Here is an 18702-nt window from a genome sequence, read left to right as displayed (position 1 = left end):
TTGTGCTGGCGACAATAGCAAGAGTGAACCACCTGATCCCTTCCCGAACTCAGAAGTGAAACCTCTTAGCGCTGATGGTAGTGTGGGGTTACCCATGTGAGAGTAAGTCATCGCCAGCTCATTATTCCAAAAGCCCTCTGCAAATAGCAGGGGGTTTTTTTATGCTTGGGGAAAAGATATAGTCTGAAATCATTCATAGAATAATTATAAACTCTTGATGTACAGAAAATTTTATCCGAACTACTTACTGTTAAATTTAGTCTTATCGCTGATTCTGATCGGTGTGGTCATGCATCCACAGCATTTGTTATTTAATTATTGGGTTGCAGGTTTGCATTGGTTTATAGGTATTGTGCTGATGCATATTTTTGATTATTCGATTGCCTATTTTTAAGCAGTTTTATATCAATCGAAATAAATTAAAATGTGGTAATTCAAACATCAAAATATAATCAGGCAGAACATAAAGCTGCGCGTGTGATGTCAGCATTGGTGGTCTTTGTAGTGGTTTGTTTGGTTTTATATGGATTGAATCTGACTCAATTTTATATCGAATATGCTTTTATCGCAGGGTTTTCTTCAGGGAATATGAGTGGTTACTATACTCCCTGAGACATTTATAGACTAAGCTTGATTGAGCTGTCGTCTTGCATGCTTTAATGCTGTTCTTAACCCTTCTTCTAACGTTGGATGATAGAAAGGCTTATCCAAAATTTCATGAATGCTTAGTTTTTCTGAAATCATCCAAGCTAATAAATGTGCCAAATGTTCAGCTTCCGCGCAGAATAGCTCAGCTCCTAATAGTTTATGGCTAATAGTATCCACATATACTTCGGCAGCCCCTTTATTTTTAGCAGCAACAATTGCACGACCTTGTTTTTCATAAGAAACGTAACCAATGACGAATTCTATGTTTTTATCTTGTAGATGCTTATAGCTTTGCCCAATGGTTGCCATTTGTGGTGTAGAAAATAAGATGCCTAGAGGTGTTAGCGTCTTTATGGATTTAATTTGTGGAAAGTTTAAACAGTTTTGTACTGCAAACTTACCCTCATGAGCTGCTTCGTGTTGAATAGGGGTATTGGTATGTGCATCACCGACAATAAAAATTGGATAATCAGCTAGTTGCTTTGTATCTGGGTTAATTGGCAAATTTTTAATATCTTTAAATTCTGCATTTATGAGTTCTAAACCTAAGGTATTTAATAATGTACGTCTGCCAGTTGCAACTAATACATAGTCAACTTGTAGCGACTTTTGTACGTTTTCTTCAGTATAGGTTAAATGAACTAGATCGCTTTCAATAGCATAATGTTCAGGTAAAATTTCAAACTTTAGCTTTAACTCTTTACTTAATTCTTCCTGTGCGAGCTTTTGCAATATAGGGCTACTCAGTGAGCCAATTTTTCGACTACGTGCAAAAACTGTGGTGTTTACATTGAGGCGTGTTAAAGCCTGCGCTAATTCCAAAGCGATGACGCCACTTCCAATAACTGCGACTGATTTAGGGAGTTGTTCTAATTCAAATATCTGATCTGATGTAATTAATTTATCGCCTAATATTTGTTTTTGTTCAGCATCTATAGCAGGAGTTGTACCTACAGCAAGGATAAATGACTTGGCTTTAAATGTTTGGTTGTTTACTTGAATGGTATTTGAATCAATAAATTCAGCTTTACCTGAAATTTTATGTTGGCTTGGCCAACTTTCAACATCTTTTAACGTGGCTCTTGTAAAACGATCACGTAAGGTTTGAACATGTTGCATGACGCTAGAGGTATCAATTTCACTTTTGACATCTAGTCCTAAATTATCTGCATGTCTTATTTCGTACATACGGTTGGCAGTAGAGATAAGTATTTTACTTGGCATACAACCAACGCGTGCACAGGTGGTGTCCCAAGGACCATCATTAATGATAAGAATATTCTGTGTTTTTTTGATTGCTTCTTTATAGGCTGAAATGCCTGCTGTTCCTGCACCGATAATGATGATGTCGTACATTTGCTAAATTTCATTTTAAATAATTATAATTAAATATATAAAAAAACCCTCAGTCTAGAGGGTTTAATTGCATTTCTTTACACTTAAAATTTAAGAGCAGAAGGTAATGTTAAACTTGTACTTACAGTTCCTGCATTATTAGTAGATGAACCTTTGAATGTAATTCCATTAATAGCATGTTCAAAACTAAGACTCCCACTTGTAGCTTGCTTAAATTTCAAAATGTTTGTCCCTGTTAATTTAATGCTTCCAGTAAATGTCTGGCTATTTAAATTAGAGGCTTCATTCTCAACTCGAGTACCATCAATTGTTGTGATGCTGGGTAAAATTAGTTCTTATTCTCCTGAAGCTTTCACACGATAACTTGCTGAACTTGTGGTACCTGGTGTTGAGTTTAATACGAATGAAATTGGTTCTGCAAAAGGAATATTTGGGTTATCGTTAATTAATACATTAAATCCTGATCCAGATTGAATATTGTATAAATCTCCATCGAGAGAAGAGAGATCTTTGTAAATACTAATTGCACCTGTTGTAACTTCACGTTCAATATCTTCACCAGTTGATGGATCCGTAACTATTGCTGTTGTGGTAATTTTATAGTCGCTTGTATTACCATTTATTAAAACAAACCTTTTTTGTTGAGTTTGTTGTATTCCCCAAGACTGTTGAAATGGATAAGCAAATGCACCAGTAATAGTTACATCATGGAAATTTTTATCTCCATTTTCATTTTCAAATACGTAAATGCGAGTATTTGATTCATATTCTTCTAAGTTTGGTGTCACTTCATCATGCTGTAATTTGATGTTTTTTTAGATCATTAGCTGTAATGTCGAAATCCCAGTTGTCATAACCCGGTAAGATATCTTTAATATCTTCGCCAATAAAAACATAACATGCTCTATAGTCAGTCTTACTTAAATAGAAACATTTATCTCTGTAGTGATAGGTATTTTAAATGAGTTTAAATTTATTTTCCTAATATCTAAACTTAATTGTAATGGGCCTTGTGCAAATGTATCCATTGAATGATCAATATAGCCTTTTGCTGTTGATGCATCGTTAGGATCATAATTACCGAATAAATATTGCCCTTCACGTTTTAGAATATTTAATTGTGCATTTGCAGTTTCAGCTGGGGTTGTTGTACCACCACTGTTATTGTTTTGATTAGAGGAATCTGTTCCTTCGTTATTAAAATATCCATCACTACCACCACCACAAGCTGTAAGTATAGCGGCTAAAGTAAGTACAAGTGTCCCTTGAACGAATTTCATGAAGTACCCCAAGATAGTTATTTATGTATAGAAAAAGTTATATTGCGTCAAGATACCACACATAAAAAATGGCGCAAATAGCGCCATCTTTATATTCGTCATTTTATAGTACAGTCCCGACACTTACACCAACGGTTGGACGTACATTCATAGAATTACACCCTGTTAGCAACAACGTTGTAAATAAAACGGTAAACACGAATTTAGTCATTGAGCAAACCTTGAGCCTTAGCTTGATTGAAAAGAGATGTCGAACGAGAGCCGCTGCGACAAATCATCAAAATGGGTTTAGGAAGCTCATTATAATATTTGGCAAATTCTTTCACGTCTGTTTGAGAAATTTTACCGCTTTGCACAGGTTGATACACAACACTCACATGAGACTTTTCCGCAATGCCTCGTAACTGTAAAACAGTCACTTCATTGCCCGCCTCACTATCTGGTCGATTCACAATTACAGATTTAAATTTAAGTTGTTTGAGTAAACTTGAAAACTTATCTGTGGTCATTTGTCCAGAGACACTTAAATTTGCATTTAAGGGCTGACTGTTATTATCTGCATATGTAGGTGCTGAAAAGACGCAAGTTGCGATCAATAAAGCTTTTTGAATGAAAGCCTTAGTCATCCAAAAGATCCATCTGTTTTGCTAGTTGATATAGGTTATTTGAACGATTACCTGTACGGCAGAACATGAGCACTGGCTTTGGCAATTCATTAAAATGATTAGCAAAGTTACGGACATCTAGCTCAGAAATTTGACCTGCAACAACAGGTTGATGAACATAGTCTAAACCAGCGCTACGAGCTGCTTCTTCAATTTGAGCACTGGTTGGTTGCTCCGGACCACCTTCCATGTCAGGGCGGTTATTGATAATCGATTTAAAGCCTTTTTCAACCACTTGCGCTACATGTTCTGGGCCGATTTGACCTGCAAAACCAACATTTTCGCTCATTGAGTCACTCCATAATTTAATTCATAGATTTATGCTTTATGATAGCATTAAGCACAAACTTGAGCAGAATGTTCTTAAATTTTTATAAGCGATTACAACCATAAAATAACGCAATGGAGCGCGTATGCACGCCTATACAGTCGAACCACTGTATGTCAAAAGCGGACAAGATGTTATAGCTGCTGACTTTTATCGTCCAAAATCTGTTGAAAAACCTGCAGTCATTCTCATGGCACATGGTTTAGCGGCATTACGCCAATTTAAATTAGTGCAATATGCAAAACGCTTTGTACAAGCGGGTTATGCTGTCGTGTTGTTTGATTATCGCTATTGGGGTGGCAGTACAGGGCGTCCGAGAGAGTTGGTGAATCTTAAAGCTCAACTTGAAGATTGGCGGACCATGATCGATCATTTACAGCAGCGTAAATCGATTGATTCGAGACGCATTGTATTATGGGGAACATCGCTGAGTGGTGGCTATGTACTTAGTTTGGCGGCAGAGCTTAAAAATATTAAAGCGGTGATGGTACAAGTCCCATTTGTCGACGGCGCTGAAAGTGCAAAATTGTATCCCTTACAGCAATTACCTAAAGCGTTAAAATTATCGAGTCAGGACTATATGGGGTCTAAAGTTGGGATGAGTCCAACGACTTTACCTGTAGTTCATCCACATCGATTGTGTTTTTTACAGTCTGAAGATAGTTATGCCGGCTATTTATCGCTTGTCAATCCTGATTTTTATTGGAGTGGCGAAATTCCAGCTCGGGCCTTTTTTAAGTTAATCCGTTATCGCCCAATATTAGATGTACGTAAAATTAGTATACCAGTACTTTTTATTGCAGCCAAAGAAGATAGTTTGATTCCCATCGAATCAAGCCGTGAAACTGCGACCAATATTGCACCGTATGTGCAGTATTATGAGTGGGAAATGCAACATTTTGATATTTATCATGGGCAATGGTTTGAAAAAGCCATGGCAACCCAATTAGAATTTTTACATCAACATGTTGGAGTCAGCTAAATGATCGTTGTGTGTCCTGAATGTGGTGCAAAAAACCGTGTACCTGAAGAAAAACTCGAAGTTGGACCTGCATGTGGTCAATGTCACCAAGCATTGATTCCATTGGCGCCCATCGAGTTGAATGAAAAGAACTTTGCAAATTTTATTAGCAATAGTGATTTACCTGTGCTGATCGATTTATGGGCTGAGTGGTGTGGACCATGTAAGATGATGGCGCCACACTTTGCACAAGTTGCAAAATCAAATCCGAAGGTGGTTTTTGCCAAAATTGATACCGAAGCAAACCCTCGATTGAGCGGTGCATTTAATGTTCGTAGTATTCCTACACTGGTTTTGATGAATAAAACCAACGAAATTGCTAGAATAAGTGGTGCAATGCGTGCTGGTGAGTTACAACAATGGCTCAACCAGCAGTTAAATCTACCTCAATAAATGTCAGCGCCAGGAGCTAAAGTGTCAGAAACTCATGTAAAACCTGAAGGAACGCTTTCCCTACAAACCATCGCGATGCCTGCAGACACCAACTGGAGTGGTGATGTTTTCGGTGGTTGGATCGTGTCACAAATGGACTTGGCCGGTGCAATTCACGCAGAGCGTTTCAGTCAAGGACGCTGTGCAACGATTTCAATTAACCAAATGACCTTCCTCGTTCCAGTGAAAGTCGGGGATGTCATCAGTGTATATACCAAAATTTTAAAAGTGGGTAATACCTCTATCCAAATGCAGATTGAAGTTTGGGATAGTCATGACAGCTCACGCGATCCAATTCGTGTGACTGAAGGTGTGTTTACATTTGTCGCTGTCGATGTGAAAGGTGCTAAGCGTCAAATTCCTGCGGATGCAAAAGCTAAATTTGCTGCAGATCAAGCTTAATTAAAGTTAGACGCAATAAAAAAGCCGCTCAATCGAGTGGCTTTTTTATGAATAGTGACCAAGAAATTAGAACATCGTGTTTGAGTTGGCACTGGTTTCAGGAATGCTTTGTTGCACATCCCAATGTTCGACGATCTTGCCATTTTCAACACGGAAGATATCAATAATCGCTTCTCCACGGTCTTGATTATTCTGCGTAGAGTGCACATGTAAATAGACCAAATCACCTTCGGCAGCGGCACGTTTGATCTGGTTTTTTGCTTCAGGATTTTGTTTAAAATACTGGATGAAATAACCGACAAAAGGCGCTTTGCCATCAGGTACATGCGGATTATGTTGAATATATTGATTGCCAATATATCGGTCAGCATATGTCTTAACCTGATGTTTAAGAAAGACACCTTCATAAAAATCAATCACGATTTTCTTATTTTCCGCTGCTTGGCTGGTTTGAATATTGCTTTCAGCTGTTTGTGTTGGAGTCGTTGGCGTTGCAGGAATAGTACTTTGACATGCAGTTAAAAACACCACCAGGCTGATGAGTGAAAGGGGAATGATTTTTTTCATAAAGTGCTCAATATATTTGTGTCGTGCAAGCATATTGAGCGGAATTACTGCGTATAAATAGTAAAAAACAGTCTTGATTTTGCTGAAATTTGGTAAAACTTATACTTACCTAAAAGTAAGTTTTATTTACATTTATTTATTTTTCAGAGCGGATTTTGCCACCCACGCCCAAAGCATTTCACATTGAATCGGTGCTTCACCAGATTCATCGGTGACTAAGACCTGTACTAAGGTTTCACCTTTTTCTGTGCTTTGCATTTGTCGTTGCTGTTCGGGTGTAAGCGTTGCAATCGCTTTCATCCCACCTTGGGTTGGACGTTTAAAATCAACTTTGAAACTTTTAATTAGGACAATGGCGCTATCAGGGACGTTCATTGCTGTGACAAAACCTGTGGCTGTTTCGGCGATCAGCGCCATGGCACAGGCATGTACTTGCCCGATATGGTTTTGCATCGCCTTATGATTGGCGATGCTCACCTCAACACGCTCAGGGCTGACATGTTGATATTGGATTTTAGCCGTTCCAACCATGGGCACGACACGACCAAAAGCTCGACTGAGCAAACGACTTTGAATACCTTTGGGTAATTTAGAGCTTGCTTTGACCAGTTTATTTAGACGATTTGGACGTGCCATATTGACCTCAATGGCAGTTGTGCTGCCTTAATCTTTAAAGTTGTTAAATTGAAGCGGCACACCAAACTGTTGCTCTTTTAAGAACGCCATCACTTGTTGCAAAGTGTCACGTTTCTTGTCAGTCACACGAATTTTGTCGCCTTGAATAGAAGATTGCACTTTAATGCCGCTTTCTTTAATGGCTTTATTGATTTTTTTTGCAGTATCAGAGTCAAGACCGTCTTTTAGTTTGATCACTTGAATGACGTTTTTACCAGAAGCGGTCATTTTTTGTGGATCGAGCGCTTGAATGTCGACTTTACGTTTGAAGAAATGATTTTCGAGCATGGTATACACTTGCTCACATTGGAAATCGCTTTCTGTTGAGATTTTGATTTCCTTATTTTTCTCATTTAACTCAATTGAAACGTCATGACCGCGGAAGTCAAAACGCGTCGCAATTTCTTTTTGCGTGTTTTGAACTGCATGATTTACTTCAAAAACTTCTAATTCGGAAACAATATCAAAAGAAGGCATAGATTAGACCTTTACAAAGGGAAAGAATATCTGAGATGCTAGGGATGTTTTCTTCATTTGCCAAGTGTTGTTTACATCAAAAGGAGTGCGCAATGATCCGTAAACAAGAAATTACAACATTTGAGTTCCCAGAAGACTCGATTATCTGGGATGTTCGCGATGCAAGTGCTTATGCTGAGGCACATGTGAAAGGTGCGGTTAACCAACCGATCACCGCATTGTCATCAGATGCACTGACTCAGGTGTCAACGGATCAACCCATTTACATTTTATGTGGTGGCGGAAGTAAAGCTCCACGTGCAGCAGAGTTACTAGAGGGTTTTGACAGCTCACGTGAATATGTAATCTTAATGGGCGGCACGCGTGCTGCTCGTGATGCCGGTCTTCCTTTGGAACAAGGGAAATAAGATCGAATCAAAAAAAGCGCCGAAAGGCGCTTTTTTATTGCAGGTTATTTTTCTTGAGGTGGAGATGACGGCATCTGAGCTTGAAAATAAGGCTTCTTGGTTTTTTGTTTAGCTTTGGCGCGGCGTATAAAACGTGCTGCATGAATTTTATCGAGTAGCTGTGTTGGAATCGGGCAGGCTTCTTTTAAGACCAACGCGGCAATGATTTCACTACAGAGCGGGGCATACAGGAAACCTTTAGAACCGAGTCCACTACAGCTATAAATTTGCTGATCTTCATGGACTGCACCAATTACCGGGAAAAAGTCTTTTGTCTGTGCGCGAATTGCGGCACGTCCTTGCCATTGCTCAATCGGTGCTAAGGTTTTGGCAAAGTCGGGGAATACACTGTGGATAAGTTCATAGTTATGCACATGATCTTCAGTGAGAACGTCGGTGTCATCACGGCCGGGATAAAATGACGCGCCCATAATCATCTGTTCGGCATCCAGTTGCATACAATAGCCCCCATAACTATAGGCTGTATGCATATCCATTTGTTGAGCGGGGTTGTTCAACCAACTGACTTGTCCACGAATGGCACGCAGCTCTGGATAATCTGTTTGTAGCTGCATACTGTCACGTGCCGCACAGAGAATGACATGCTCGGCAGATGGAAGCTGCTGATCCTGTGTAAATAGCGCAACGCCATTTTGTTGTTGCTCAATGCGTTGAATATCTGCTTGTAACAATTCAATGTGTGGATGTGCCAAGATTTGGTCACGAAGCTGATGTGGACTGACTGCGCCTGCTTGTTTGAGGAGCAGGGTTGGATATGTTGAGGCTAATTGATTTAGCGTGCCTTCTTCAGCAGCTAATACCTCTGAAGGATAAGCTTGAGCTAAATCTAGGTGTTCTGCTTTATTTTTTAAAATAGATTGGTGAATCTGTAAGGGACGAAATGCCTTGAAGTTTTGATAATGCTTGAGTGCATATAACCAGCTCAAGGTCATCAAATGTTCAGCACTTTGTTCAATTGGACTGAGTTTAGGGTTGAGTAGGGCAAGAGGATTACCCGACCCACCGCTGAGTGGTGCTGATTTCTCGTAAATACGCACTTGATGCCCACGTTGAGCAAATGCCCAAGCACAGCTTAAACCGGCGATGCCAGCGCCAATAATCGCGATTTGACGGGGCTTATGACCTACAGTGATTTCAGGATTTTTTTTTTCGTCTAAAGTGGGACAGTCAGCAACTACGGATTGATCATCTAACTTTTCAGGTGCGAGCCAAAAGGCTTTGAGCATTTCACGCTTATGAGCAAAGCCACGTGGTCGTGTAATGGTAATACCATGCTCACGTAAGCCGCGTTTGAGTACACCGGCCACACTAAATGAGGAGAAGGTCGTCCCAATGTCCGATAGACGCACGATATTTTTGAGTACGTTTTCTTCCCACATGTCAGGATTACAGGCGGGTGCAAAACCGTCCAAGAACCATGCATTGACCGTAGCAGTTTTTGCCATGACCGGAAACACGTCGTGTGCATCGCCTAACCAAAGATCAATTGAAAAACGTTCTTCTGGAAAATTGAGTCGATGACATCCCGCAATGGGTTCAGGATATTGCGCAATCAGTTGCTGTGCCAAAGGTTGTAATTCAGGCCATGCATTTAATGCACGAATGAGATCTGCTTTAGATAAAGGGAATTTTTCTACAGAAATAGCATGTAGATGACTGTGATTATTTGGACGAACCTGTTGCCATAATTGCCACAGGGCCAAAATATTTAAGCCTGTACCAAAACCTGTTTCGCCGACACTGAAATATTCAAAATCAGTCAGTGCCGCAAGGCGAGTGTCGAGGTCATTCCCTTTTAAAAACACATGACGTGTTTCGAGCAGGCCGTTGTCCTTCGAAAAATACACATCACCAAACTGTTTAGACACTGGAATATCAATGCCATCGATCATTTGCCAATCGAGATCGGCAGTCTGAATTGCACCTGACAAAACTCAAGCAACCTTTAAATTGAAGTAGAAAAAAGAATTACCATTGACGACGACGTTTGGTATAGACGTAACTGGCCAACAAGAAACCTAAAATCACGCCAACACCCAGTGTGGTCCCGCCGTATAAAAACATCTGCGCGCTACGTTCACTTTGTAGCACTTGTACTTGTACGCCCAAGCTATCATTTTTAAGTTGTAATTCTTGGTTTTGCGCCAAGGCTTCAAGGTTAGCTTTTTCTAACTGTTGTAAGCGTACAGATTGGTCTTTGACCATCGCTTTGACTTTGGCATCTTGCAGCGCTTTATTTTTTGCCAATTGTTCAATGGTCAATGGATTTGCATCTTGAGGTTGACCATTAGGATTGACGGTTGCCGCCACTTTAATGATGCCTGGTTTATTGGCAGGAATGGTATGCGGCACAGGATTGGGAGGAGGTGTTGCAGTCGTTGCTTGAGCAGCAGGGGCTACAGTAGGTGCAGGAGCCGGTTCTTCAGCCCATGCAGTTGAACAAATTAAAGATAAGCCCAGTAAACTAGAAACAACGACGCGCATGAACCTTATCCTTTAGGAAATGCTTTGTTAAATGGTTTGACATCAATTTGGCCATAAACCCCTTCTTTGAGGAAAGGTTCATCTGCCAACCATTGGTCTAGGGCTTCACGACTATCAAAATCGACAATGATCGTACTGCCATAAAAACCAGCTTGTGGGTTTGCCGGATCTTTAGGCATCGCACCTGCAACAATCAGACGACCTTCATCATCAAGTTTTTGTAGACGTTCAAGATGTTGAGGGCGAACTGCAAGGCGCTTTTCTACTGTACCTTCATTATCTGTACAGCTTACGACGAATAATGGCATGACTTTTCCTGATTTTTGACCGAATGGATTATTCTGAGGTCTTAAAGTATTTACGTAATACAATAAACTGAATAATGATAAAGGAAAACATCACGATCATGTCACCAAAAGCAGTGAATTCACCCCAATATTTTCCGTCTGCAAACAAATAAGCGAAAAAGGTGTGTAAACATGACATCACCACGAACATTGCAGCCCATGCATAGTTCAATCGTTTCCAACCGACAGCGGTTAAATTTAAGACTGGACCAAATAAACGTTCGATGAGCGGTTTCTTATCTTTACTAAACAGTGGAGAAAGTAAAAACGCCCCTGCGAACACTAAGTTCAGTAAAACGGCTTTTAAGCGAATATAAAAATCATCGCTTAGCATCAGGGTAATACCACCAAAAATCACGGTCATGAACAACACAATCCATTGCTGTTTATCTAGACGGAATTTTTGCATCACAAACAATGCACCATAAACCACAAGCATGGAAATGATGAGACCTGATGTTGCCACAAGAATGTTATTGTTATCGACACCCCCAGCAGAACCAATCAATTGTAATAATGGGTGCTGCGTATCTTTTGGATCTACAGTTTTATATAAATAAAAGAAAATAATGAGTGGCACAAAGTCTAAAAGTGCTTTCATGTTAGAGTATCTAAATCTGATCAAATAAATGACATAGTATAGAGATGCAAGGCGTAGATTTACATACACACAGTAATATTTCTGATGGTACTTTGTCACCAGAGGCTCTGGTGCAGGCCGCAAGTGCTATTGGAATTCATACGCTGGCTTTGACTGATCACGATACGATGGACGGTTTGTTGGCTGCAGAGCAGGTTGCGCATGAATTAAAGCTGCAATTAATCTCTGGTGTGGAGATTTCTAGCCAGTGGTCGAGACCTGCGACCAAAAAAAGTTATGGTGTGCATATCGTCGCTTTAAATATGCAAAATCCTGCGCCCTTACAAGCCTTATTAATGGATCAAAAGCGTATTCGAGCGGAACGTGCTCGGCAGATTTGTGACTTACTGATACCGTTAATTGGTCAAGATATTTATAGCGATGTGGTTGCCAAAGTCGACCATATTCCAGATCGGGTAACACGTACCCATATTGCCAAAACTTTGGTGGAAAAGGGTGTGGTTGCGCGTCCACAACAAGCTTTTGATAAATATATTAAAGAAGGCAAAAAAGCTTTTGTAAAATTTGAAGGTCCGAGTCTTGTTGAGACCATTGAGGTGATTCATGCCAGTGGTGGCTTTGCAGTGTTAGCGCATCCAACGCGTTATGATTTATCTGCGACCAATATTCGTTATTTGATTGAAATCTTTGCTGAAGCGGGCGGTGATGCAGTGGAATTACCACCGGCAATTGAGCCATTATCGACTCGTCAAATGGTGGATCGTATGATTGCTGCCTTTAACTTAAAAGTTTCTGTTGGGAGTGATTTTCATGGTGACAATATGCCATGGATCAAACTCGGCAACATCCCTCGAGTGAAAGAAGGGCAAGTTGGAATCTGGGAGAGCTTTGCTTAAAGTCGTTCTCTAAGGTTTTCCTTACTTAGAGATGTTAGGAACATAAAAGTAATCTTGAATTTCTAAAATGATTTTAAGTCGATTCGACGGAGTCTTACGTCTAGAGATTGAATATAGGGATTAGCCTTCGGCTGGAGGTACTCTTACGAAACGTTGTTTCTCATTCGGCAAAATGAGAAGCGAAGCTTCGCAAGGAAACCATCTTGCGGAGCAATGCTCCTCACCGCAAAACTCGTTCACTACCGTCAAATTATTCAAAGTATTGCAAAAACTTTTTTGATTAGAAGTAGTCCTGACTCAAACACTTGCGGATGACGTTAACGCGTATCGTTCTTTTATTTAAATCAAATTACGCTTCTGATCTTGCTGCGTAATATCAATTGCTTACATATCTTATGTGTACCAAAAAAGTGTACGGCAAAGCTATGTAAGCGAGGGTTTAGACCCATTGATCAATTATAATAAATTATGATCTTTGGCTTGAATCGGTGGTGGGGTGGGTTTTCCTAAAGTCCCAAGAAGTTCAATTTCAATAGTACGCACCATCGAGTCCAAAGGTAAGTCATTACTCTGTGTGCCGAAGGGCTCTTCAATCTCTGAACTCAGTGCATCTAAGCCTAAAAAAGTATAAGCCAAAATCCCGACCAAAAGGGGGGTTGCGAGACCTAAAGTAGAACCCAAGCTAAAGGGTAAGACAAAACAGAAAAAATAAACAGTTCGATTCAGCAAGACCGAATAAGCAAACGGTAATGGCGTAGTGGCAATACGGTCACAGCCGGTTTGTACGGTGCTGAGCTCCATCACATGCTGATTCATCTGGGTATAAATAATATCTGAAATTTCACCATCTTTAAGCGCTTGCATCAGCTCCCATTGAATCAAACTCAACGTGTACTGCGGTGCATTGGCTTGTTGGTATAGTTGGGTGATGGCATTCGCGCTCATGCCGCTGGTTTCAACCAGTTCTGTGGGATTGGCAGTTTGATGGCGGAGTCGGTCACGTAAAACGTTGGCAAAGACGATCACATGTTGAATCACACGTTCACGACGGCCTTGACTGAGTAAACGGCAGTCACGGTCAAAATGTCGCGCGTTGGCAATCAAAATGCCCCATAAACGCCGAGCTTCCCACCAACGGTCATAGCAGGCTGAGTTTTTAAAGCCCAAGAAAATCGACAGCACAACACCGATCAGGGTAAAGCCGACCAAAGGAAATTCGGTAAAATGGAAGATATCGACATAGGATAAGCCGCCCACAATGGCAGACAGCAACATAACGATCCCGAGCGGCGGTAAAACCTTAGGTAAAATCGTTCCTCGCCAAGAAAATAGCAGTTTAAAAATACTCGGTTGGTCACGGACGATCATGTTCGAATGATAATTTCTAGTTTTAAAAAATTATGATGATCTTCGGGTTTGCTCAAGCACTTGTCAATAACTGTTTCACGCAGATGAGTGTGCTTGGAGCAAGCCATGTTCAGCAAAGGAAAAGCTCCCTTCTGTTGAGATAATACAATGATCGATCAGTCGAATTTCCACCAGCTGACAAGCCTGCTGAATGAGTCGAGTCAATTCAAGATCGGCAGCAGAAGGTTCTGCACGACCGAAAGGATGATTATGTGCAATGACAATACTGCTGGCATGTTCAGAAATGACATAACGCAGCAGTTGATTGATGGAAATTTCACAGGTATTGAGGCTGCCATAAAAAAGTTTTTTAAAGTTTATTTTTCTTAAATGCGCATCTAGACAAAGCACGCCAAAGACTTCTTGACGTTCCGATAAAAATTCAAAGCGAAGAAAGTTTTGCAATTGTTCAGAATGTTGCAAGTGTAAGGCTTCATTTTGAAAATGTTGACTCACATAGCGTTTACCGAGTTCTTTTACCGCCATGAGCTGCGCATATTTACTGTTTCCAATGCCATGAAACTGGCGTAAATCCTCAAGTGAAGCATCCATCAGCGCTTGCAACTGACCAAAATGTTGGATCAGGAGTCGTGCGAGTTCGACAGCAGAGTGCTGCTGGGAACCAGAGCGTAGGAAAATAGCCAGTAGTTCAGCATCGGATAAACTTTGTGCGCCTTGATGAATCAGGCGCTCACGTGGGCGCTCTTGTTCAGGCCAATTTTTAATTGAATTATTCATTATTCTTAGACTTTTTTATTATCAGTCAATCGGCTTTTTCACAGCAGATTGTTGGGTCAGTGCATATTTAATGCTATTGTGAGCGCCACTGCAACAGATAGGTAGCCTGTTCGTGAGCTTTGATTTAAGTGTAATGCCCACAAAAAATATTCTTTTAGGTGTCACTGGTGGTATCGCAGCCTATAAAAGTGCCATTCTTGTCCGTCGATTAAAAGATGCCGGATTTGATGTGCGCGTGGTGATGACACAAGGTGCGCAAGCCTTTGTGACCCCGCTAACGTTTCAGGCGCTTTCAGGCAACCCTGTGCATACCGAATTACTCAATCCCGAAGCAGAAGCGGGTATGGGGCATATTGAATTGGCACGTTGGGCTGATTTGGTATTGGTCGCTCCTGCAAGTTGCGACACGCTGGCAAAATTTGCGGCGGGTTTAGCAGATGACCTTCTTTCGACACTTTATCTTGCGACTAAAGCACCCGTCTGGGTTGCCCCTGCGATGAATCAGCAAATGTGGGCAGCCAAAGCGACACAGCGTAATTTAAATACACTGGTTGAAGATGGCGTACATGTGATCATGCCCGATGCCGGTTCTCAAGCCTGTGGAGATGTGGGCTTAGGACGTATGCCTGAGCCAGAAGATTTAGCGGATCAAGTGACGGCCTATTTTCATCAAGCACAGCGAGCTATTGCTGAAAAATTTGGCATGCTTGCCGGTAAACATGTAGCGATTACAGCAGGTCCAACACGCGAGTCGATAGATCCTGTTCGTTATATTTCCAACCACAGCACAGGGAAAATGGGTTTTGCACTGGCAGCGGCTTGTTATGCAGCTGGGGCTAAAGTAACGCTGATCGCAGGACCCGTCAGTTTAGATACACCAAATGGTGTACGACGGATTAATGTGCAGTCTGCAATTAAAATGTTAGAGACTAGTCTGCAAATGTTAGATGAAGGCTGTGATATTTTTATCGCAACAGCGGCTGTTGCGGATTATCGCGTGGCAGAAGTTGCAGAGCATAAAATCAAAAAAGCTGGCGATGAACTCAATGTGGCTTTAATTAAAAATCCAGATATCGTTGCAACGATTGCGCAGCAGTCAAAACGTCCATTTATGGTGGGATTTGCCGCCGAGACACGCAATGTCGAAGAGTATGCTGCAGGCAAACTTGTGGCGAAAAAACTCGATATGATTGCGTGCAATGATGTCTCACGTAAAGACATTGGCTTTGCTTCAGACGAAAATGCCATGACCGTGTTCTTCGCAGATCAATATCAAATGGAAAAGCGTGATTTAGAGAAAGCGTCAAAACAAGAAATTGCACAGCAATTGGTGGAAGCCATACATGATGCGCTACATCATGAGCCTGAAACGGACGATGAATAATTTCAGTTGATTCCTTAAAAATCCCCGCAATATTCGGGGATTTTTTATGGCGCCTTTACGATGTTTTATTTCAGGATTTATATTGAAAATTCACAATGGAATCGTTTTCATGTTGAAAATATGAAGGTTAGGAAACTACTACCAAAATGGTCATTTTCAACAAAAATATGTCAGCAAGAGACCAAGGCTGTCAGTGTTTTAAAACAGTAAAAATGCAATTTAAGTGATTGATATCAAAATTAAATATAAAATTGAGAAATCTTGATAATTTGGCTTGTACTGTGTGTTTTATTGGCTATTATGAAGCAAACAATGAGGAATGTTTGGATCGCAATCTGTGAACGGTCTGACTTTTTCATCAAGAATAAATGCATCATGGGGGATGCAATATGTTTCGATGGCTCACCATTTTTTTACTGTTGAGTTTGGCTGGTTGTAGCTATTTTGTCTCGACAGATGAATTATCTCGGCAGATTGAGCAGCAGATGCAACACGAGTTTGATCAGAATCCAGATTATCGGCAGTACCATTTACGGATTCAAAATATAAAAGTATTAGAGCGTAAGGGATTAAGCTTTAAGGCTCAGGCGACGTTGCAATACGATGGTCAGCCTTATACTGTTTTGGTCGATATTTACAAAGACCTGCAAGGCTATGCATGGAAAATAGATGAAGAACAATTTGCCTTCATTGACGAAGCTGAAATTGCAAAGTATCAGGCGCAGTTAGATCAAGAGTTGAATCATTTGGTTGAGGAATTGGAACAACCAACCGAGGAGGTTGAACCTGTTACATCGGCGCCTGAGAGCTATGTGGGTTTACGTGAGGAAGAAGATCCATCCGATTATCAATGGACCGATGATGATGAGCCTTTTCCCAAAGGGAACATTACGATCAATAGTCATTGAGCGATGATTGTGATTGCTTTGATGATTTTGCTGAGTTGTGACGATGTTGCCAAACACGTATTTTGTGAGGCGTGAAAATAAAAAAGCCCGCAAAATAGCGGGCTTTTACTTTTATAGGATTAATCTTCTAAAACGACTTTAGGATGATCACGTAAATAGTCTTCTGTACGTTGCATTGCATCTTTAATATTTTGGATGGCATTTTCCACATCTGCAAAGGTTTTGGCATTGCCACCACTTAAAGCCTGACGCCATTTTCGAGCACCTGGTAGATTTTGGAATAAACCTAAAATATGACGGGTAATGATAGAAAGCGGCGCACCTTCTTCCATGCGTTTAGCAATATACGGTAGCATCTGATCGATAATATCGAAACGGTTGGGTAATTCGAGATCCCAAAGCTGACCGATCTCAGCCAATAAGTACGGGTTGTGATAAGCCTCACGGCCAATCATCACGCCATCAACATGTTGTAAATGTTGCTGTGTTTCAGCAAAGGTTTTCACCCCGCCATTAATTTCGATCAATAAATTTGGACGGTCTTGTTTCAGACGATAAACATCTTTATAACGTAAAGGTGGCACATCACGGTTTTCTTTTGGCGACAAACCTTGCAGCAGGGCAATACGAGCATGCACGATAAAATTGTTACAGCCAGTCTTTGCCACGGTATCAACAAAATGCAGCATTTCTTCATAAGACTGCATGTCATCAATCCCGATGCGGTGTTTCACGGTCACTGGAATATCAACAGCATTTCGCATTTCAGTAATACATTCTGCAACCAAATCAGGCTCTGCCATCAAGCATGCGCCAATTTTATTGTTCTGAACGCGGTCACTGGGACAGCCGACATTGAGGTTCACTTCATCATAGCCCCAGTCCTGTGCCATCTTGGTACAAGTTGCTAAATCTTTAGGATTTGAACCGCCAAGCTGTAACACAATCGGGTGTTCTTCGTTGTTATAGTCCAAATGACGATTCGCACCACCAAATAAAATCGCACCTGTGGTGACCATCTCGGTGTAGAGAATCACATTAGGGTTAAACAAACGTGCAAAGAAACGATAGTCACGAGTCGTCCAATCCATCATTGGCGCAACACTAATTCGTGGTTGAAGTTTATTTTCAATGGGTTGGAGATCAGTCATTAAAAAAACACGCCTTAAAAGAACAAGATGGAAGAACGAAATGGAAAAGGGTGAAGAAATACCAAAAGCTGTCTGAAATACGATGAAAAAAACCGCATTTCAAGACGCGCGCAATATTAGCATAAATTGTGGTTTGGGGCATGGTCTTGCTAGCGTGACATATTCAAGGTCAGGCTAGAAAAAGTCGGAAGTGTGGCTTAAGTAATTTAAATTTTTATGTGATTAATCTATAATTTTATAAACTTTATTGTATGGTTTCTTAGCAGATTTAACTGCCTGCCTATATGTCTTTATTTTCCCAATATCTAATGCAACGCCAATTTTGTATCTCGTTTGAATATCTATAGCTAAATACCAAATAAATCATTACAGTAATCTTTAAATAATTTATCAATATCTTTAACTCTAAACTTAGTTCGAATCGCCTTGACTCGTGACCACATATTTTCTATTGGATTTAAATCTGGA

The 18702-nt window shown here is 40.7% G+C and carries 21 protein-coding genes, 1 rRNA gene and 1 pseudogene; 9 read left to right on the top strand and 14 right to left on the bottom strand.

Going from position 1 to position 18702, the window contains the following annotated elements:
• Positions 1–4: 4 nt before the first annotated feature.
• Positions 5–119: ribosomal RNA gene (gene rrf / locus FTU65_RS15025) — 5S ribosomal RNA — on the top strand.
• A 98-nt stretch (positions 120–217) separates the two neighbouring features.
• The gene (locus tag FTU65_RS16410) at positions 218–394 is read left to right on the top strand and encodes a hypothetical protein (RefSeq protein ID WP_257223001.1); all 177 of its coding nucleotides are present in this window, start codon (positions 218–220) and stop codon (positions 392–394) included.
• A 230-nt stretch (positions 395–624) separates the two neighbouring features.
• On the opposite strand, the gene FTU65_RS15015 is transcribed toward FTU65_RS16410, so the two are convergent.
• From FTU65_RS15015 to FTU65_RS15000, 4 genes and pseudogenes are all read right to left on the bottom strand, one after another.
• Complete coding sequence (locus FTU65_RS15015; RefSeq protein WP_180067003.1) at positions 625–2004, bottom strand: dihydrolipoyl dehydrogenase; 1380 nt, start codon at positions 2002–2004, stop codon at positions 625–627.
• Between the two features lie 83 nt (positions 2005–2087).
• Positions 2088–3284 (bottom strand): annotated as a pseudogene (locus tag FTU65_RS15010) (hypothetical protein).
• Between the two features lie 203 nt (positions 3285–3487).
• Entirely contained in the window at positions 3488–3910 is a 423-nt protein-coding gene (locus FTU65_RS15005; RefSeq protein ID WP_180012071.1) for a beta-lactamase hydrolase domain-containing protein, read from the bottom strand.
• Positions 3903–4238, bottom strand: a complete 336-nt coding sequence (locus tag FTU65_RS15000) for a TIGR01244 family sulfur transferase (protein ID WP_078191321.1) — start codon at positions 4236–4238, stop codon at positions 3903–3905. The genes FTU65_RS15005 and FTU65_RS15000 overlap by 8 nt, the downstream gene beginning before the upstream one ends.
• A gap of 124 nt (positions 4239–4362) precedes the next feature.
• On the opposite strand from FTU65_RS15000, the gene FTU65_RS14995 reads away from it, so the two are divergent.
• Genes FTU65_RS14995 through FTU65_RS14985 form a run of 3 tightly spaced genes read left to right on the top strand, consistent with a single transcriptional unit; the run spans position 4363 to position 6132 of the window.
• Positions 4363–5259: an alpha/beta hydrolase gene (locus FTU65_RS14995; protein WP_180012069.1), complete on the top strand. Its 897-nt coding sequence runs from the start codon at positions 4363–4365 to the stop codon at positions 5257–5259.
• Positions 5260–5691: a thioredoxin TrxC gene (gene trxC / locus FTU65_RS14990; RefSeq protein WP_078191319.1), complete on the top strand. Its 432-nt coding sequence runs from the start codon at positions 5260–5262 to the stop codon at positions 5689–5691.
• Positions 5692–5712: 21 nt separating this feature from the next.
• A complete protein-coding gene (locus tag FTU65_RS14985) occupies positions 5713–6132 on the top strand; it encodes an acyl-CoA thioesterase (RefSeq protein WP_078191328.1) in 420 nt (139 codons plus the stop codon).
• 66 nt (positions 6133–6198) lie between these two features.
• On the opposite strand, the gene FTU65_RS14980 is transcribed toward FTU65_RS14985, so the two are convergent.
• From FTU65_RS14980 to FTU65_RS14970, 3 genes are all read right to left on the bottom strand, one after another.
• Positions 6199–6699, bottom strand: coding sequence for an ester cyclase (locus tag FTU65_RS14980; protein WP_180012067.1), 501 nt, complete (start codon positions 6697–6699; stop codon positions 6199–6201).
• 132 nt (positions 6700–6831) lie between these two features.
• A complete protein-coding gene (locus tag FTU65_RS14975) occupies positions 6832–7335 on the bottom strand; it encodes a DUF4442 domain-containing protein (protein ID WP_180012065.1) in 504 nt (167 codons plus the stop codon).
• A 27-nt stretch (positions 7336–7362) separates the two neighbouring features.
• Positions 7363–7851: a YajQ family cyclic di-GMP-binding protein gene (locus tag FTU65_RS14970; RefSeq protein WP_078191316.1), complete on the bottom strand. Its 489-nt coding sequence runs from the start codon at positions 7849–7851 to the stop codon at positions 7363–7365.
• 92 nt (positions 7852–7943) lie between these two features.
• On the opposite strand from FTU65_RS14970, the gene FTU65_RS14965 reads away from it, so the two are divergent.
• On the top strand, positions 7944–8258 hold the full coding sequence (locus tag FTU65_RS14965; protein ID WP_078191315.1) for a rhodanese-like domain-containing protein: 315 nt from the start codon (positions 7944–7946) through the stop codon (positions 8256–8258).
• Positions 8259–8302: 44 nt separating this feature from the next.
• Here the strand turns inward: FTU65_RS14965 and mnmC are convergent, their stop codons facing one another.
• Genes mnmC through FTU65_RS14945 form a run of 4 tightly spaced genes read right to left on the bottom strand, consistent with a single transcriptional unit; the run spans position 8303 to position 11750 of the window.
• Entirely contained in the window at positions 8303–10249 is a 1947-nt protein-coding gene (gene mnmC / locus FTU65_RS14960; RefSeq protein WP_180065614.1) for an FAD-dependent 5-carboxymethylaminomethyl-2-thiouridine(34) oxidoreductase MnmC, read from the bottom strand.
• A 37-nt stretch (positions 10250–10286) separates the two neighbouring features.
• Positions 10287–10802, bottom strand: a complete 516-nt coding sequence (locus tag FTU65_RS14955) for a hypothetical protein (protein WP_180008983.1) — start codon at positions 10800–10802, stop codon at positions 10287–10289.
• Between the two features lie 5 nt (positions 10803–10807).
• Positions 10808–11110 carry a YciI family protein gene (locus FTU65_RS14950; RefSeq protein WP_078191312.1) on the bottom strand — a complete coding sequence of 101 codons (303 nt, stop codon included), beginning with the start codon at positions 11108–11110 and terminating at the stop codon, positions 10808–10810.
• Positions 11111–11138: 28 nt separating this feature from the next.
• Entirely contained in the window at positions 11139–11750 is a 612-nt protein-coding gene (locus FTU65_RS14945; protein ID WP_078191311.1) for an inner membrane-spanning protein YciB, read from the bottom strand.
• A 44-nt stretch (positions 11751–11794) separates the two neighbouring features.
• Here FTU65_RS14945 and FTU65_RS14940 point away from each other — a divergent pair, with 44 nt between their 5' ends.
• Entirely contained in the window at positions 11795–12646 is an 852-nt protein-coding gene (locus FTU65_RS14940; protein WP_180067001.1) for a PHP domain-containing protein, read from the top strand.
• 456 nt (positions 12647–13102) lie between these two features.
• Here FTU65_RS14940 and FTU65_RS14935 read toward each other — a convergent pair whose 3' ends face one another.
• Together FTU65_RS14935 and radC are read right to left on the bottom strand one after the other, a co-directional pair.
• Positions 13103–14014, bottom strand: a complete 912-nt coding sequence (locus tag FTU65_RS14935) for a bestrophin family protein (RefSeq protein WP_078191309.1) — start codon at positions 14012–14014, stop codon at positions 13103–13105.
• A gap of 75 nt (positions 14015–14089) precedes the next feature.
• A complete protein-coding gene (radC, locus tag FTU65_RS14930) occupies positions 14090–14791 on the bottom strand; it encodes a DNA repair protein RadC (RefSeq protein ID WP_168378714.1) in 702 nt (233 codons plus the stop codon).
• A gap of 112 nt (positions 14792–14903) precedes the next feature.
• Here radC and coaBC point away from each other — a divergent pair, with 112 nt between their 5' ends.
• Positions 14904–16175 (top strand): bifunctional phosphopantothenoylcysteine decarboxylase/phosphopantothenate--cysteine ligase CoaBC, encoded by a 1272-nt coding sequence (gene coaBC / locus FTU65_RS14925; protein ID WP_078191307.1) that lies wholly within the window; start codon positions 14904–14906, stop codon positions 16173–16175.
• Positions 16176–16564: 389 nt separating this feature from the next.
• Positions 16565–17083 (top strand): Asp-tRNA(Asn)/Glu-tRNA(Gln) amidotransferase subunit GatC, encoded by a 519-nt coding sequence (locus FTU65_RS14920; RefSeq protein ID WP_180065618.1) that lies wholly within the window; start codon positions 16565–16567, stop codon positions 17081–17083.
• 119 nt (positions 17084–17202) lie between these two features.
• Here FTU65_RS14920 and dusA read toward each other — a convergent pair whose 3' ends face one another.
• The gene (gene dusA / locus FTU65_RS14915) at positions 17203–18234 is read right to left on the bottom strand and encodes a tRNA dihydrouridine(20/20a) synthase DusA (RefSeq protein ID WP_180065620.1); all 1032 of its coding nucleotides are present in this window, start codon (positions 18232–18234) and stop codon (positions 17203–17205) included.
• Positions 18235–18702: the final 468 nt, after the last annotated feature.

It is taken from the genome of Acinetobacter sp. YH12129 (genome assembly GCF_013418685.1).
Classification (GTDB): Bacteria; Pseudomonadota; Gammaproteobacteria; order Pseudomonadales; family Moraxellaceae; genus Acinetobacter; species Acinetobacter amyesii.
This window is presented reverse-complemented; position numbering and strand designations above follow the sequence as displayed.

Excerpts from the sequence above, each read along its gene's own strand:
- FTU65_RS16410 (WP_257223001.1), top strand. The coding sequence starts at position 218 with ATGTACAGAAAATTTTATCCGAACTACTTACTGTTAAATTTAGTCTTA.
- FTU65_RS15015 (WP_180067003.1), bottom strand. The coding sequence starts at position 2,004 with ATGTACGACATCATCATTATCGGTGCAGGAACAGCAGGCATTTCAGCC.
- FTU65_RS15005 (WP_180012071.1), bottom strand. The coding sequence starts at position 3,910 with ATGACTAAGGCTTTCATTCAAAAAGCTTTATTGATCGCAACTTGCGTC.
- FTU65_RS15000 (WP_078191321.1), bottom strand. The coding sequence starts at position 4,238 with ATGAGCGAAAATGTTGGTTTTGCAGGTCAAATCGGCCCAGAACATGTA.
- FTU65_RS14995 (WP_180012069.1), top strand. The coding sequence starts at position 4,363 with ATGCACGCCTATACAGTCGAACCACTGTATGTCAAAAGCGGACAAGAT.
- trxC (WP_078191319.1), top strand. The coding sequence starts at position 5,260 with ATGATCGTTGTGTGTCCTGAATGTGGTGCAAAAAACCGTGTACCTGAA.
- FTU65_RS14980 (WP_180012067.1), bottom strand. The coding sequence starts at position 6,699 with ATGAAAAAAATCATTCCCCTTTCACTCATCAGCCTGGTGGTGTTTTTA.
- FTU65_RS14975 (WP_180012065.1), bottom strand. The coding sequence starts at position 7,335 with ATGGCACGTCCAAATCGTCTAAATAAACTGGTCAAAGCAAGCTCTAAA.
- FTU65_RS14970 (WP_078191316.1), bottom strand. The coding sequence starts at position 7,851 with ATGCCTTCTTTTGATATTGTTTCCGAATTAGAAGTTTTTGAAGTAAAT.
- FTU65_RS14965 (WP_078191315.1), top strand. The coding sequence starts at position 7,944 with ATGATCCGTAAACAAGAAATTACAACATTTGAGTTCCCAGAAGACTCG.
- FTU65_RS14955 (WP_180008983.1), bottom strand. The coding sequence starts at position 10,802 with ATGCGCGTCGTTGTTTCTAGTTTACTGGGCTTATCTTTAATTTGTTCA.
- FTU65_RS14950 (WP_078191312.1), bottom strand. The coding sequence starts at position 11,110 with ATGCCATTATTCGTCGTAAGCTGTACAGATAATGAAGGTACAGTAGAA.
- FTU65_RS14945 (WP_078191311.1), bottom strand. The coding sequence starts at position 11,750 with ATGAAAGCACTTTTAGACTTTGTGCCACTCATTATTTTCTTTTATTTA.
- FTU65_RS14940 (WP_180067001.1), top strand. The coding sequence starts at position 11,795 with ATGCAAGGCGTAGATTTACATACACACAGTAATATTTCTGATGGTACT.
- FTU65_RS14935 (WP_078191309.1), bottom strand. The coding sequence starts at position 14,014 with ATGATCGTCCGTGACCAACCGAGTATTTTTAAACTGCTATTTTCTTGG.
- radC (WP_168378714.1), bottom strand. The coding sequence starts at position 14,791 with ATGAATAATTCAATTAAAAATTGGCCTGAACAAGAGCGCCCACGTGAG.
- FTU65_RS14920 (WP_180065618.1), top strand. The coding sequence starts at position 16,565 with ATGTTTCGATGGCTCACCATTTTTTTACTGTTGAGTTTGGCTGGTTGT.
- dusA (WP_180065620.1), bottom strand. The coding sequence starts at position 18,234 with ATGACTGATCTCCAACCCATTGAAAATAAACTTCAACCACGAATTAGT.